The 13,330-nt window shown below is 64.8% G+C and carries 13 protein-coding genes; 4 read left to right on the top strand and 9 right to left on the bottom strand.

The genetic code is table 11. From position 1 onward, the window contains the following. Nucleotides 1-7: 7 nt before the first annotated feature. The 5 genes from A6723_RS13255 to napE are packed head-to-tail and all read right to left on the bottom strand — an operon-like array spanning nucleotide 8 to nucleotide 4,020. Nucleotides 8-526 carry a nitrate reductase cytochrome c-type subunit gene (locus tag A6723_RS13255; protein ID WP_054910880.1) on the bottom strand — a complete coding sequence of 173 codons (519 nt, stop codon included), beginning with the start codon at nucleotides 524-526 and terminating at the stop codon, nucleotides 8-10. Between the two features lie 10 nt (nucleotides 527-536). After that, nucleotides 537-3,041, bottom strand: coding sequence for a nitrate reductase catalytic subunit NapA (gene napA / locus A6723_RS13250; RefSeq protein WP_054910879.1), 2,505 nt, complete (start codon nucleotides 3,039-3,041; stop codon nucleotides 537-539). Next, nucleotides 3,038-3,340, bottom strand: a complete 303-nt coding sequence (locus A6723_RS13245) for a chaperone NapD (protein WP_054910886.1) — start codon at nucleotides 3,338-3,340, stop codon at nucleotides 3,038-3,040. The genes napA and A6723_RS13245 overlap by 4 nt, the downstream gene beginning before the upstream one ends. Before the next feature lie 7 nt (nucleotides 3,341-3,347). After that, the gene (gene napF / locus A6723_RS13240; RefSeq protein ID WP_054910885.1) at nucleotides 3,348-3,842 is read right to left on the bottom strand and encodes a ferredoxin-type protein NapF; all 495 of its coding nucleotides are present in this window, start codon (nucleotides 3,840-3,842) and stop codon (nucleotides 3,348-3,350) included. Nucleotides 3,843-3,852: 10 nt separating this feature from the next. Continuing rightward, entirely contained in the window at nucleotides 3,853-4,020 is a 168-nt protein-coding gene (gene napE, locus A6723_RS13235; RefSeq protein ID WP_054910878.1) for a periplasmic nitrate reductase, NapE protein, read from the bottom strand. 198 nt (nucleotides 4,021-4,218) lie between these two features. On the opposite strand from napE, the gene A6723_RS13230 reads away from it, so the two are divergent. Genes A6723_RS13230 through A6723_RS13220 form a run of 3 tightly spaced genes read left to right on the top strand, consistent with a single transcriptional unit; the run spans nucleotide 4,219 to nucleotide 6,904 of the window. Then, complete coding sequence (locus A6723_RS13230; RefSeq protein ID WP_054910877.1) at nucleotides 4,219-4,830, top strand: outer membrane beta-barrel protein; 612 nt, start codon at nucleotides 4,219-4,221, stop codon at nucleotides 4,828-4,830. Between the two features lie 56 nt (nucleotides 4,831-4,886). Continuing rightward, the gene (locus A6723_RS13225; protein ID WP_054910876.1) at nucleotides 4,887-5,564 is read left to right on the top strand and encodes a response regulator; all 678 of its coding nucleotides are present in this window, start codon (nucleotides 4,887-4,889) and stop codon (nucleotides 5,562-5,564) included. Continuing rightward, a complete protein-coding gene (locus tag A6723_RS13220; protein ID WP_054910875.1) occupies nucleotides 5,561-6,904 on the top strand; it encodes an ATP-binding protein in 1,344 nt (447 codons plus the stop codon). Before A6723_RS13225 ends, A6723_RS13220 begins: the two co-directional genes overlap by 4 nt. Before the next feature lie 318 nt (nucleotides 6,905-7,222). On the opposite strand, the gene A6723_RS13215 is transcribed toward A6723_RS13220, so the two are convergent. Beyond that, the gene (locus A6723_RS13215; protein WP_054910874.1) at nucleotides 7,223-8,224 is read right to left on the bottom strand and encodes an AraC family transcriptional regulator; all 1,002 of its coding nucleotides are present in this window, start codon (nucleotides 8,222-8,224) and stop codon (nucleotides 7,223-7,225) included. Between the two features lie 363 nt (nucleotides 8,225-8,587). Between A6723_RS13215 and A6723_RS13210 the strand changes: the two genes are divergently transcribed. Beyond that, on the top strand, nucleotides 8,588-9,889 hold the full coding sequence (locus A6723_RS13210; protein WP_017516453.1) for a dicarboxylate/amino acid:cation symporter: 1,302 nt from the start codon (nucleotides 8,588-8,590) through the stop codon (nucleotides 9,887-9,889). Nucleotides 9,890-10,178: 289 nt separating this feature from the next. On the opposite strand, the gene A6723_RS13205 is transcribed toward A6723_RS13210, so the two are convergent. The 3 genes from A6723_RS13205 to A6723_RS13195 all read right to left on the bottom strand — a co-directional run bounded on the left by A6723_RS13205 (nucleotide 10,179) and on the right by A6723_RS13195 (nucleotide 13,265). Beyond that, the gene (locus A6723_RS13205; RefSeq protein ID WP_054910873.1) at nucleotides 10,179-11,570 is read right to left on the bottom strand and encodes an adenylate/guanylate cyclase domain-containing protein; all 1,392 of its coding nucleotides are present in this window, start codon (nucleotides 11,568-11,570) and stop codon (nucleotides 10,179-10,181) included. Nucleotides 11,571-11,709: 139 nt separating this feature from the next. After that, nucleotides 11,710-12,294: an HD domain-containing protein gene (locus A6723_RS13200; protein ID WP_054910872.1), complete on the bottom strand. Its 585-nt coding sequence runs from the start codon at nucleotides 12,292-12,294 to the stop codon at nucleotides 11,710-11,712. 167 nt (nucleotides 12,295-12,461) lie between these two features. After that, nucleotides 12,462-13,265 carry a helix-turn-helix transcriptional regulator gene (locus A6723_RS13195; RefSeq protein ID WP_054910871.1) on the bottom strand — a complete coding sequence of 268 codons (804 nt, stop codon included), beginning with the start codon at nucleotides 13,263-13,265 and terminating at the stop codon, nucleotides 12,462-12,464. Nucleotides 13,266-13,330: the final 65 nt, after the last annotated feature.

Raw genomic sequence — 13,330 nt, 5'->3', positions numbered from 1 at the left:
CGCCTCCTCAGGGGTTGCCGGTGGATGTGCCGTCGTCGTTGCTGGCGGACTTCCCGGCGGCCGCGTCGCGCTGGAGGATCTTGTCGATGTCCTCGAAGGTGTTGCCCACCAGCGGTTGCACGTCCTTCTGCGGCACGTGGCACTGCACGCAGAAGTATCTCCGGGGCGCCACGGCCGCCAGCGCCTGGCCGTCGCGATCCATGTAGTGGGTGATGCTGATCATCGGTGCCTGCACCCGCGCGCTGTTGGCGCGGCTGTGGCATGACAGGCATTTGTTGGCGTTGGTGTCGATGCGGTAGCCGGCGATGGTGTGCGGGATGGTCGGCGGCTGTTCGGGGTAGGCGCGTTCGCGACGGATGTCCTTGTTCTCGTCGGCAGCGAGCGGCGGCGCCGGGCGGTCTTCGGCGATGGTGCCGCCGGGGCGGCGGCCATCCGGGGCCGGGGCGTCCAGCGGGTAGTTGACGTCGGCAGCCAACGCCGGAAGGGCGAAGAGCAGCAGGAGCAGGGCGGGCAGTATCGGTTTCATCGCGCGTTCCTCAGGCCAGGCTGACCAGTTCGATGCGCACCGCGCATTTCTTGTAGTCGGTCTGCTTGGAGATCGGGTCGGTGGCGTCCAGCGTGACCTTGTTGATCAGCTTGTTGGCATCGAAGAAAGGCACGAACACCAGTCCCTGCGGCGGCTTGTTGCGCCCGCGGGTCTCGATGCGCGCGCGGATCTCACCGCGCCGGCTGATCACCTTCACCTCGCTGCCCCGGCGCATCTTCAGGTCGCGCGCATCGTCGGGGTGCATGTACACCACGGCGTCGGGCACGGCCTTGTAGAGCTCCGGCACGCGCTGGGTCATCGAACCGGTGTGCCAGTGTTCGAGCACGCGTCCGGTGGAGAGCCAGAAGGGATATTCCTTGTCCGGGGCCTCGGCCGGTGGCTCGTAGGGCAGGGCGAAGATGATCGCCTTCTTGTCCGGGTAGCCGTAGAACTGCACGCCGCTGCCGGCGGTGACGTAGGGGTCGTAGCCCTCGCGGTAGCGCCAGCGGGTCTCCTTGCCGTCGACCACCGGCCAGCGCAGGCCGCGCGCCTCGTGATAGGCGTCGAAGGGCGCGAGGTCGTGACCGTGGCCACGGCCGAAGCTGGCGTACTCCTCGAACAGCCCCTTCTGGATGTAGAAGCCGAAGGCCTTGGCCTCGTCGTTCTCGAAGCCCTTGGTGATCTCGTCGTTGTCGTACGCGTCCACCTGGCCGTTCTTGTACAGCACCTCGTAGAGCGTCTTGCCCTTGAGTTGCGGCGCCTTCGCCAGCAGCTCGGCGGGCCAGACCTCGTCGGTGGTGAAGCGCTTGGAGAACTCCACCAGCTGCCAGAGATCGGATTTCGCTTCGCCCGGCGCCTTCACCAACTGGTGCCAGAACTGCGTGCGGCGCTCGGCGTTGCCGAAGGCGCCTTCCTTCTCCACCCACATGGCGCTGGGCAGGATCAGGTCCGCCGCCTGTGCCGAGACAGTCGGATAGACGTCGGAGACGATCACGAAGTTTTCCGGGTTGCGCCAGCCCGGCAGCACTTCCTGCATGATGTTCGGCCCGGCGTGCATGTTGTTGCAGACCTGGGTCCAGTAGACGTTGAGCACGCCGTCCTTGAGCATCCGGCTCTGTTGCACGGCGTGGAAGCCGATTTTTTCCTGGATGGTGCCGGGGGGCACTTTCCAGATCTTCTCGGCGGTCTCGCGGTGCTTCGGATTGGTTACCACCAGGTCCGCCGGCAAGCGGTGAGAGAAGGTGCCGACCTCGCGTGCGGTGCCGCAGGCCGAGGGTTGGCCGGTGAGCGAGAAGGGGCTGTTGCCCGGCTCGCTGATCTTCCCGGTGAGCAGATGGATGTTGTAGATCAGGTTGTTCGCCCAGACCCCGCGGGTGTGCTGGTTGAAGCCCATGGTCCAGAACGACACCACCTTGCGTTTCGGGTCGGCATACAGCTCGGCGAGGGCCTTCAGGCGCTCGGCCGGCACGCCGGTTTCCTTGGCGGTGCGCTCCAGCGTGTAGGGTTTGACGAAGGCGGCGAATTCGTCGAAGCCGATGTCGGTCCAGGTGTTGGCCTTGTCCGCGTTCTTCGCCTTCTTCTCCAGCGGGTTGTCCGGGCGCAGGCCGTAGCCGATGTCCTCGGCGCCGTGGGCGAAGCGGGTGTGCTTGTCGACGAAATCGCGGTTGACCGCACCGCTTTCGATGATGTGGTTGGCGATGTAGTTGAGGATGTACAGGTCGGTCTGCGGCTTGAACACCATGGGGATATCGGCCAGGTCGAAGCTGCGGTGCTCGAAGGTCGACAGCACGGCCACCTTGGCCTGCCCTGCGCTCAGGCGGCGGTCGGTGACCCGCGACCAGAGCACCGGGTGCATCTCGGCCATGTTCGAGCCCCAGAGCACGAAGGTATCGGTGGCCTCGATGTCGTCGTAGCAGCCCATCGGCTCGTCCATGCCGAAGCTGCGCATGAAGCCCATTACCGCCGAGGCCATGCAGTGCCGCGCGTTGGGGTCGATGTTGTTGCTGCGCAGGCCGGCCTTGAACAGCTTGTTGGCGGCGTAGCCTTCCCAGACCGTCCATTGCCCGGAGCCGAACATGCCCACCGAGGTGGGGCCCTTGGCCTTGAGCGCGGCCTTGAACTTCTCGGCCATGATGTCGAAGGCGGCGTCCCAGCTGATCGGCTGGAACTCGCCCTGCTTGTCGAACTTGCCGTCCTTCATGCGCAGCAGCGGCCGGGTCAGGCGATCGCTGCCGTACATGATCTTGGACAGGAAGTAGCCCTTCACGCAGTTGATCCCGCGGTTGACCTCGGCCTTGATGTCGCCGTGGGTGGCGACCACCTTGTTGTCGCGGGTGGCGACCATCACGCTGCAGCCGGTGCCGCAGAAGCGGCACGGCGCCTTGTTCCAGTCCAGGCGGGTCATGTCCGCCTCGGTGACCAGGTTGCTGGCGGAGCTCAGGATCGGTAGGCCGGCAGCGGCCGCGGCAATGGCGGCGGCGTTCGCCTTGGCGAACTGGCGGCGGGTCAGGTTCATCTTGCACCTCCGGCCTGGGCCAGCTCGGGTTGGGGTTCTCTCTGCAGGGCTTCCGGCGACTCGACGACCTCGTGGTAGATCAGCACCGCGTTGAGAACGCCGGGCAGGTTCTGGATGGCATTGAGGTTGTCGAGGATGCTCGCCTCATGCTCGGCTTCGAGCAGCACGACCAGCTTTCCCTGGGCGCTCTGCTGATGGACTTCCAGGTTCGGCAGGCGCAGCAGGTTGGCCTTCACCGCCTCGAGCAGCTCGGGGCGCGTGTGCACGATCAGGCTGGCGATCTGGATGCTCTCGGGCATCTGGGTCTCAGGCATGGTGGGCCTCACGGTTCAGGTGGATGGCGTTGCCGGGGCAGGGCGAGACGCAGGCGCCGCAGCCGATGCACAGGGTCGGGTCGAGGGTAGGCAGGGAGGGGCCGCCGAGTTGTGGGCGGAAGCGGATGGCGCGTGGTTCGCAGGCATCGTCGCAGCTGCGGCAGTGGATGCCGGCGCGGGCCAGGCAGTGGTCGTCGATCTGCGCGCGCCAGGGAAACGCCTCGCGGTTCAGGTCGAACACCTCGGCTTCGCAGGCGCGCGCGCAGGCACCGCACAGGCTGCAGCCGGCGTTGGTGAAGTCCAGCTGCGGATAGCCGCCGTCGCCGATGCGCAACACTTGCTCGGGGCAAGCGTCGACGCAGGCATTGCAGCGTGTGCAGCCTTCGAGAAATTCGCTGGCTGTGGCTGTGGCTGTGGCTGTCCATGGCGGGCGACGTACTTCTGGCGCACCGCCCAGGCGCCGCAGCAAGGCGCGTCGGGCGAGCATCATGGCGCCCCTAGGACGGCGGGCCGGGGGGCCCCACCACTAGTTGGTACATCCACACGATAAAGCCATAGCCACCGACGATGGCGATGGAGAGCAGAGGGAACAGGCAGATCACGAGGAACAGGAACAGCCGGGTTTCCTTGCCTTTATCCGTGCCGGGTCCGGTCTCTTCAGTCATTTGGTCAGCCTCCCGCCAACGACTGGGAATGAGCCTAGTCCCTGCGCTGTGTGTGGGCAAAAGCCTACGAGCGTTATTCTTTTTTCATACAGCGCTTTCGTTCAGCGATGGTTCAGCGCCCTGACAGGTTTCGTTCAGAGCCCTCCTCGTAACCTTCTCCCCGTCAACACACTACTGACCTCTGACGGGAGAATCCCCATGAAAACTCTGAAGAAAATCGCCCTCGCCAGCGCCATCCTCGGTGCCAGTGTCGCCGCTACTGCCGCCAACGCCGCCGACACCTTCGTCGGCATGACCTGGGGCGAAACCAGCAACAACATCCAGAAATCCGATGCGCTGAACCGCAACCTCGGCAACCCGAAGTTCGACAGCGTGATCAACAACAGCGGCACCTGGGGCGTGCGCGCCGGCCAGCAGATGGAGCAGGGCCGCTACTACGTCACCTACGAAAACGTCTCCGATACCGAGAACGGCCTGAAGCTGCGCCAGCAGAACCTGCTCGGCAGCTACGACGCCTTCCTGCCGCTGGGCGACCAGGGCACCAAGCTGTTCGGCGGCGGCACCGCCGGCCTGGTCAAGCTGGAGCAGGACTCCAAGGGCTACAGCCGCGACAGCGATGTGGGTTACGCCATCGGCGCCCAAGCCGGTATCCTCCAGGAACTCGGCAAGAACGCATCCGTAGAAGGCGGCTACCGTTACCTGCGTACCAACGCGAGTACCGAGATGAGCCCGCACGGTGGCAGCAAGGTGGGATCCCTTGACCTGCACAGCAGCTCCCAGTTCTACCTGGGCGCCAACTACAAGTTCTGACCGGTACCGCAACCGGGCCCCGCGTGGCCCGGTTGCCTGACTCAGGGAGCACGCGCATGAAACTGCTGGTGGTGGAAGACGAGGCGCTGTTGCGCCATCACCTGTACACCCGGCTTGGCGAGCAAGGCCACGTGGTCGATGCCGTCGCCAATGCCGAAGAGGCGCTGTACCGCGCCGCCGAATACCATCACGACCTGGCGATGATCGACCTCGGGTTGCCGGGCATGAGCGGCCTGGACCTGATCCGCGAATTCCGCAGCCAGGGCAAGACCTTCCCCATTCTCATCCTCACCGCTCGCGGCAACTGGCAGGACAAGGTCGAAGGCCTGGCCGCCGGCGCCGACGACTACGTGGTCAAGCCCTTCCAGTTCGAAGAACTGGAGGCCCGCCTGAACGCATTGCTGCGCCGCTCCAGCGGCTTCGCCCAGTCGAGCATCGAGGCCGGCCCGCTGCTGCTGGACATCAACCGCAAGCAGGCGCTGGTCAACGGTGAGTCGCTGCAGCTGACTGCCTTCGAGTACCGCATCCTCGAATACCTCATGCGCCATCATCAGCAGGTGGTTGCCAAGGAGCGCCTGATCGAGCAGCTCTACCCGGACGACGACGAGCGCGACCCGAACGTCATCGAGGTACTGGTCGGGCGCCTGCGCCGCAAGCTGGAGAGCGCAGCGGGCTTCAAACCGATCGATACCGTGCGCGGCCAGGGCTACATCTTCAACGAGCTGTGTAAATGATCCGCTCGCTGCGCCTGCGCCTGATGATCGGTGCGGCGATTCTCGCCGTGCTGTTCATGGCCGCGTTGCTGCCGGCACTCCAGCGGGCATTCAGCATTGCCCTGGAGAATGCCATCCAGCAACGCCTGGCGGCGGACGTGGCGACCCTGGTGTCCTCGGCGCGTATCGAAGGCGAAGTCCTGAGCATGCCCGACCACCTGCCGGTGGAGGACTTCAACCTTCCCGAATCCAAGTTGCTGGGCTTCATCTATGACCAGTCCGGCAAGCTGGTGTGGCGCTCCACCTCGGCCCAGGACGAAAGCGTCGACTACTCACCCAAGTACGATGGCATGATCGACGAGTTCACCCGCATCCGCGATGCCTCTGGCCAGGAGTTCTTCGTCTACGACGTGGAGATTGACCTGCTCGGCGGCAAGCGTGCTGCGTACAGCATCGTCACCATGCAGCCGGAGAGCGAATTCCGCGAACTGGTCAGTGGCTTCCGCGACCAGCTCTACCTTTGGCTCGGCGGCGCGCTTCTGTTGCTGCTGGGCCTGCTCTGGCTCGGCCTGGGCTGGGGCTTTCGCTCCATGCGCGGGCTGCGCTCGGAGCTGGACCAGATCGAGGCCGGTGATCGCGAACGCCTGAGCGATGACCATCCAGCCGAGATGCTGCGCCTGACTGACTCGGTCAACCGCCTGCTGGAAAGCGAGCGCGCCCAGCGCGAGCGCTATCGCAATTCCCTGGGCGACCTCGCCCACAGCCTGAAGACTCCGCTGGCGGTGCTGCAGGGCGTCAGCGAAACCCTCGCCGACCAGCCGCAGAACCGCGAGCAGATGCAGGTGCTGCAGACCCAGATCGAGCGCATGAGCCAGCAGATCGGCTACCAGTTGCAGCGCGCGACCCTGCGCAAGAGCGGCCTGATTCGCCACCGCGCGGCCCTCGATCCGCTGCTGGACACCATCGGCGGCGCGCTGGAGAAGGTCTACCGCGACAAGCGGGTGAAACTTGCGCGGGATATCCCGCCGGGCTTTTCCCTGCCACTGGAAAAAGGCGCGCTGCTGGAGATGCTCGGCAACCTGCTGGAGAACGCCTATCGCCTGTGCCTGACCACGGTGAAGGTCAGCGCGCGCAAGGAGGGCCGGATGTTCGAACTGATCATCGAGGACGACGGCCCCGGTGTTCCCGCCAGCCAGCGTGAGCGCATCCTCAAGCGCGGCGAGCGCCTGGATACCCAGCACCCCGGCCAGGGTATCGGCACGGCAGTGGTCAAGGACATCATCGACAGCTACGACGGCGAGCTGGCGCTGGAGGATTCCGCGCTGGGCGGCGCTTGCTTCCGCATTCGCCTGCCGGGTTGATCGAGAGTCGGCGGGGATCAAGTTCGCGAGCAAGCTCGCTCCTACAGAAAAGCCGGTCGACCTGTGCTGCCGAAGACCGCTATGCAGGGCCCGCTCTTCGTAGGAGCGAGCTTGCTCGCGAACGCCCACGTACCGGAGCCTCGTTTTAGGTCGTAGGGCGGATAACGCGCCAGCGTTATCCGCCGCGAGGCAATTGGCGCATAACCCGTTCCGGGTTATGCGCCCTGCGGTCTAGTTTGCTTGCCTGAGCTGGATGGCTTTTTCCTCGGCATCGGCAAGAGGTGTGGCGACGGGCGTCGTGCTCATGGCATTACCTGTTCATTCGGAGTGTTGCGCCCGATACGCCCCCGGCGTCAGCCCCGTCCATTTCTTGAATGCCCGGTGGAACGCCGATGGCTCGGAGAAGCCGAGCTGGTCGGCGATGTCCTGGATGGAGTGCTCGTCGCGGCCCAGGTAGTAGATCGCCAGGTCGCGGCGCAGCTGGTCCTTCAATTCCTGGAAGTTCGGCCCTTCTTCCCGCAGATGGCGGCGCAGGGTCTGCGGGCTCATGTGCAGTTGTGCGGCGACCTGCTCCAGGTCCGGCCAGCGACGGCAGTCGCGGCCGAGCAGGCGGCGGATCTGGCTGGTCAGGCTGTCGCCGCCGTCAGGGCGGGCCAGCAGGTCGGCGGGTGAATCCTTGAGGAAGTGCTTGAGCGTGCGCTCGTCCTGCAGCAGCGGCATGTCCAGGTAGCGTGCCTGCAACAGCAGGCTGGTGCTGCCGGCGGCGAAGCGGCGAGGGCAGGGGAACAGCAGGTCGTACTCGGCCTGGTGCTCGGGCGGCGGGTAGCTGAAGGTGGCTTCCTCCAGGCGGATGCGCTGGCCGATCAGCCAACTGGCCAGGCGGTGCCAGATCAGCAGCAGGCTCTCGGTGAGGAAGTGGTCCGGGTCGCGCAGGTGGGTCTCGTCCAGGGTCAGCCGGGCGCGGTCACCGTCGCGCACCAGCTCGATCCGCGGCGCCTCGGGAAACAACCCGTAGAACAGCGAACCGCGGCCCAGCGCCTTCTCCAGCGTGCGGCAGTGGATGATCGCGTTGCACATCATGGCGAAGGTGCCGCGCTTGCTCGGCAGGCTGCCGAAGCCCATGTATTCGTCGTCCAGCGCTTCCCAGAGGATCTGCATCAGGCGGCTGAACTGCTCGGGATCGATCCGTGCGCGAGGTTCCTCGAGGATGGCCGGGACGATGCCGGCGTCGCGCAGCAGCGCCTGGACGTCGAGCCCCTTGCGCTGGGCGCCTTGGACGGCGGCGCGGACGAAATGGCTGGCAATGGTGCGTTCACGCATGAGCGGTCCTTGTTGTTCTGTCCGCATGTCCGAAAGAACAGTGCGGCAAACCCGATCGAACCTGATCGGAGTTCTACAATCTACGGTACGAAGGCCGTGGCGGATACCCGCCAGAGGGCGGGAAACCCGCCAGCGAGGAGGCGGGTTTCCGCCAGATTCGGCGCCTTCCGTGCCCTGACGTTTTACGGAAGTCGTTGAATTTAAAGGGGTTACATATTTTTTAAAGGTCTGGCACAGCACTTGCGATAGGCGAGCAAGGCCTGCCGTCTGGCATGCCCTGAAAACAAATTCTCCCATTGCAGGGAGATAACGCGTTCGGTCTTGCGCCTCCCCTGGAGCGCAGGCCCAGAGGACAGAGCTGCCATGACCAAGCAACCCTTCTACAAAAGCCTGTATGTGCAGGTACTGATCGCCATCGCCATCGGTATCGCACTCGGCCACTTCTACCCCGACACCGCCAAACTGATGAAGCCGCTGGGCGATGGCTTCGTCAAACTGATCAAGATGGCCATCGCGCCGATCATCTTCTGCACCGTGGTTACCGGTATTGCCGGCATGCAGAGCATGAAGGCAGTGGGGAAGACGGGTGGCATGGCGCTGCTGTACTTCGAAATCGTTTCGACCATCGCGCTGATCATCGGCCTGGTCGTGGTCAACGTCGTCCAGCCGGGCGCCGGCATGCACGCCGACGTCGCCACGCTGACCGCCGAAATGAACAAGAACGCGGCGCTGACCGGCTTCATCGCTTCGGGCGAGAAGCAGAGCACCATCGACTTCTTCATGAACGTCATCCCGAGCACCGTGGTCGGCGCCTTCGCCAACGGTGACATCCTCCAGGTGCTGTTCTTCTCCGTGCTGTTCGGCTACGCGCTGCACCGCCTGGGTGACTACGGCAAGCCGGTGTTCGAGTTCATCGATCGCATCACCCACGTGATGTTCAACATCATCAACGTGATCATGAAGGTCGCGCCCATCGGTGCCTTCGGTGCCATGGCCTTCACCATCGGTGCCTACGGCCTCGGCTCGCTGGTGCAACTGGGCCAGCTGATGCTGTGCTTCTACATCACCTGCCTGCTGTTCGTGCTGATCGTGCTGGGCGGCATCGCCCGCGCCCACGGTTTCAGCATCCTGCGCTTCATCTCCTACATCCGCGAAGAACTGCTGATCGTACTGGGCACCTCGTCCTCCGAATCGGCCCTGCCGCGCATGATCGCCAAGATGGAGAAACTGGGCGCCGACAAGAGCGTCGTCGGCCTGGTGATCCCGACCGGCTACTCGTTCAACCTCGACGGCACCTCGATCTACCTGACCATGGCCGCCGTGTTCATCGCCCAGGCCACCGATACCCCGATGGACATCACCCACCAGCTGACCCTGCTGGTCGTGCTGCTGATCGCCTCCAAGGGCGCCGCCGGTGTCACCGGTTCGGGCTTCATCGTGCTGGCTGCCACTCTGTCCGCCGTCGGCCACCTGCCGGTCGCGGGCCTGGCGCTGATCCTGGGTATCGACCGCTTCATGTCCGAAGCCCGCGCGCTGACCAACCTGGTCGGCAATGGCGTGGCCACCATCGTGGTTGCCAAGTGGTGCAAGCAGCTGGATGAGAAGACCCTGTCTGCCGAGCTGGCTGCTGGCCCGGGCAACTCCGCGGAGCTGCAGCCGTCCTGACGCGCTTTTCAAAGAGCAATTCGGCCCGGTGAACGTGAAGCACCGGAGCCTTTCCAGCCCGCTCGATTGAGCGGGCTTTTTTATGGGCGGGTGGTTGGTGGGGGCGCTCCTACAGTGGCTGCGGGCGTGTGCAGCCAGGACGGGGCGTCGTCAGCCTTGCAACATTCCAGGGAGCGCCCGGCGCGCATGGGAACGGACTCCGCCCGCGATTGGCCGGCCGCCAGCGGGGAGGGTGTGCATCAACGAGAAAGGCGCACGCAGAAGCATGCGTTGAAGAAGCGGAAAGGAATCAGAGAATGATCTTGTCCTTGAGCTTCTCCGCCGCCTGCTGCAGCGCCTGGATGACCCGTTCCTTGTCGTAGTTCTGCACGTTGTTGGTGTCCAGGTACATGGAGAAGCCTGGCACCTCATGCTCGACGAAGCTGGGGTTGGAGCCCAGGTCGCGGCGGAAGTCGACAACCTGGTAGATCTGCACCGGCTTGCTGAAGCCCTTCACGGCGATCTGCCCCTTGTCGCGGCACATCAGCACGTCCTTCACCAGCGAGTAGGTCTCGTGGCTGATGAGGATCTCGCCGGCTTCGGCCGCGCTTTCCAGGCGGCTGGCGAGGTTCACTTCGCGGCCGATGATGGTGTAGTCCATGCGCGTGTCGGCGCCGAAGTTGCCTACGGTGCAGTAGCCAGTGTTCAGGCCCATGCGCACTTCCAGCGGCTTGGTGATGCCCTGGGCGCGCCACTGCTGGCGCATGACCTTCATGTGCTTGCGCATGGCCACCGCCATGGACACGGCGGCCACGGCGTCTTTCTTCGCACCCTGGGTGGCCGGGTCGCCGAAGAACACCATCACGCAGTCGCCGACGAACTTGTCGATGGTGCCGCCGTACTTCAGGGCAATCTTCGACATCTCGTTGAGGTAGTTGTTGAGCATGTCGGTGAGGGCTTCGGCTTCCAGTTCCTCGGACAGCTCGGTGAAGCCCTTGATGTCGGAGAAGAACACCGTGAGCTTCTTGCGCTGGGTTTCCAGGCGCACCGTGCGCTTGCCGCTGAAGATCGATTCCCAGACCTGCGGCGACAGGTATTTGGCCAGGTTGCTGGCCAGGCGCGCGGCCTTTTCCTGCTCCAGGGTGATGTCCGAGCGGGCCTGGGCCAGGCGCAGGCCCTGCTGGTGCACGAAGAAGGCGGTGATGCAGATGTACAGGGTCGAGAACAGCACGCTGACCAGCGAAACGATGGCGGGGGTCGCGCCCTTGTAGCCCGGAGTGATCAGCGCGGCAGACAGCACCGAGGCACTCAGCCCCACCAGCAGCGCCAGCCCCAGCGAGCGCAGGCCGCCGATGATCAGCGCCGAGAAGGAAAGGATCAGCACCAGCATCAGGCTGGGTACCTCGGAGAAACCCAGCAGCGTGGTGGCGATACCGGCGTGCAGGGCGTCGATGAACAGCAGCACCAGGCGGGTACGCTGTGGGTTGTCGCGCTTGAAGCGGCGGCTGACCTGCTGGGCCAGGTGCGGGTAGAGCAGGGCGTACGGGATCATCCAGAGGATCTCGTAGCCGAAGTACTTGGCGAAGGTGCCGGCGGTGATGGTCGCGGCGATGGCGATATAGGCCAGCACGCGGGAATGGTATTCGCGCAGAGGGGTGGGGGGGAGCGGACTACTGGATCGCTCGAGAACGTTAGGCTTCATGCGCAGGAAACTTCCCTAATGCGTGTGGGCTTGTGGCCAATTACGCGTCTGAATTTTGGGAATCTTATTCCATGCGCTACCCCGGAGCCAGCGGCGGCTAGCGACTGCTCGTCGCGGACCGCCGGTCGCTTCGGGACCCTCAGGCCATGCTGCCGTCGGGCTTCTGGTAGATCGAGCGGCGCGGCTGGGCGAAGACCCGGCGCAGCATGGGTTCGAAGTACTCCAGGGGCAGTACCTCAGCGTCCGGATCGAAGGCGGCGGCGTCGTACCGCGCGCAGAATTCGATGGTCCGCTCGAACTGCGGGTGGTCCTTGAACTGCTCGCGCAGGTGCCGGTCCAGGCCCAGGTGATGGAAGAAGTAATAGCCCTGGAAGATCGCGTGCTTCTCGATCATCCACAGGTTTTCTTCGCTGACGAAGGGCTTGAGGATGGCCGCGGCGATGTCGGCGTGGTTGAACGAGCCGAGGGTGTCGCCGATGTCGTGGAGCAGGGCGCAGACCACGTACTCCTCGTCGCGACCGTCGCGGTGGGCCAGGGTGGCGGTCTGCAGCGAGTGGGTCAGGCGGTCTACCGGGAAGCCGCCGAAGTCGCCGTCGAGCAGGCGCAGGTGGGTCATGATCCGGTCGGGCAGAAGCGCGGCGTACTGGCCGAAGTCCTTGGCGATGATCGCCCAGTCCTCGGCGGTGCCGTCTTCCATGTGGGTGAAGTTGGCGCGTGCGTTCATCAGGCTGTGCTCTCTTGTGATTGTCGTGGCGTGTCTGGATGGCACCGATCCAGTCTAGAAGCCTGGCGGGCACGCGGTAGTGTCCGTGCAGCGCCAGCGGTGTGTCCCGGCGCGCGCGAATGGTGCGGCATCAGCCGCGCGGATGGCGGCTGGTGTTCAAGGTTCGCTCAGGGGTTCTGCGGATCGTGCCCCAGCGACTGCAGGAACAGTGAGAACAGCTCCGGCTGCGAGGAAATGTCGAGCTTGTTGTAGAGGTGGCGGCGGTGGACCTTGATGGTCTCCGGGGAGATCGCCAGGCGCTCGGCCATGGCCTTGGAGGAGTAACCCCTGAGGATCAGCCGCGCGATCTCCAGCTCGCGCTCGGACAGCACGCCGGCGCCGAAGTGGCTCAGGGCGTCACGTACCTGCACTGCCACGCCGTCACTGGCGCCCGGCAGCAGGCGCTGGCTGCGTTGCTGCCAGTGCTGCTGCATCAAGGCCAGCACCCAGGGGCAGAGCATCGCCAGCAGGCCGGTCTGCTCGCCATCGAACAGCCGGCGCATACCCAATGACAGCGACAGCGCGCCCTGGCCGGGCAGCTGCAGGATGAACTGCACCTCGTCCTCCAGCACGTTGTCGTGGAAGTAGCTGAGGAAGTACTCGCTCTGGCGGAACTGGTCCGGGGCGATTTCCTCCAGCCGGTACAACCCGTTGGGCACGCCCTCGCGGCAGGCCTGGTAGAACGGGTCGAGCTGGTAGAGGCCGTCCAGGTAGATGGCCATGGCGGCCGGGCCGGCGGTGGGCTCGGCATCGTATTCCTCCAGCGCCACCGGAGTGCCGCTGGCCGGGTAGAACATCGCCAGGGCGTTATCGAACGGCAACCACTGGTGCAGCAGCAGGACCAGTTGCTTCCAGAAGCGCGGCTGGCCGATCTGCTCGATGGCGCGGCCGAGGTTGGCGTGCATGCCGACTTCGCGGAACAGGTTGTGCATCCGAGGGGATTCTCTGAGAGGGGCGGAAGAGTCGGCCCACGGTTTCCTCCTTTTAACCCGTCGCC

Source organism: Pseudomonas sp. AU11447, from assembly GCF_001672555.2.
Taxonomy (GTDB): Bacteria; Pseudomonadota; Gammaproteobacteria; order Pseudomonadales; family Pseudomonadaceae; genus Pseudomonas; species Pseudomonas nitroreducens.
The sequence above is the reverse complement of the archived record's forward strand: the minus strand, read 5'-3'. Positions and strand labels throughout refer to the sequence as shown.

Coding starts and splice junctions, on each gene's coding strand:
- A6723_RS13255 (WP_054910880.1), bottom strand. CDS start 526: ATGAAACCGATACTGCCCGCCCTGCTCCTGCTGCTCTTCGCCCTTCCG.
- napA (WP_054910879.1), bottom strand. CDS start 3,041: ATGAACCTGACCCGCCGCCAGTTCGCCAAGGCGAACGCCGCCGCCATT.
- A6723_RS13245 (WP_054910886.1), bottom strand. CDS start 3,340: ATGCCCGAGAGCATCCAGATCGCCAGCCTGATCGTGCACACGCGCCCC.
- napF (WP_054910885.1), bottom strand. CDS start 3,842: ATGCTCGCCCGACGCGCCTTGCTGCGGCGCCTGGGCGGTGCGCCAGAA.
- napE (WP_054910878.1), bottom strand. CDS start 4,020: ATGACTGAAGAGACCGGACCCGGCACGGATAAAGGCAAGGAAACCCGG.
- A6723_RS13230 (WP_054910877.1), top strand. CDS start 4,219: ATGAAAACTCTGAAGAAAATCGCCCTCGCCAGCGCCATCCTCGGTGCC.
- A6723_RS13225 (WP_054910876.1), top strand. CDS start 4,887: ATGAAACTGCTGGTGGTGGAAGACGAGGCGCTGTTGCGCCATCACCTG.
- A6723_RS13220 (WP_054910875.1), top strand. CDS start 5,561: ATGATCCGCTCGCTGCGCCTGCGCCTGATGATCGGTGCGGCGATTCTC.
- A6723_RS13215 (WP_054910874.1), bottom strand. CDS start 8,224: ATGCGTGAACGCACCATTGCCAGCCATTTCGTCCGCGCCGCCGTCCAA.
- A6723_RS13210 (WP_017516453.1), top strand. CDS start 8,588: ATGACCAAGCAACCCTTCTACAAAAGCCTGTATGTGCAGGTACTGATC.
- A6723_RS13205 (WP_054910873.1), bottom strand. CDS start 11,570: ATGAAGCCTAACGTTCTCGAGCGATCCAGTAGTCCGCTCCCCCCCACC.
- A6723_RS13200 (WP_054910872.1), bottom strand. CDS start 12,294: ATGAACGCACGCGCCAACTTCACCCACATGGAAGACGGCACCGCCGAG.
- A6723_RS13195 (WP_054910871.1), bottom strand. CDS start 13,265: ATGCACAACCTGTTCCGCGAAGTCGGCATGCACGCCAACCTCGGCCGC.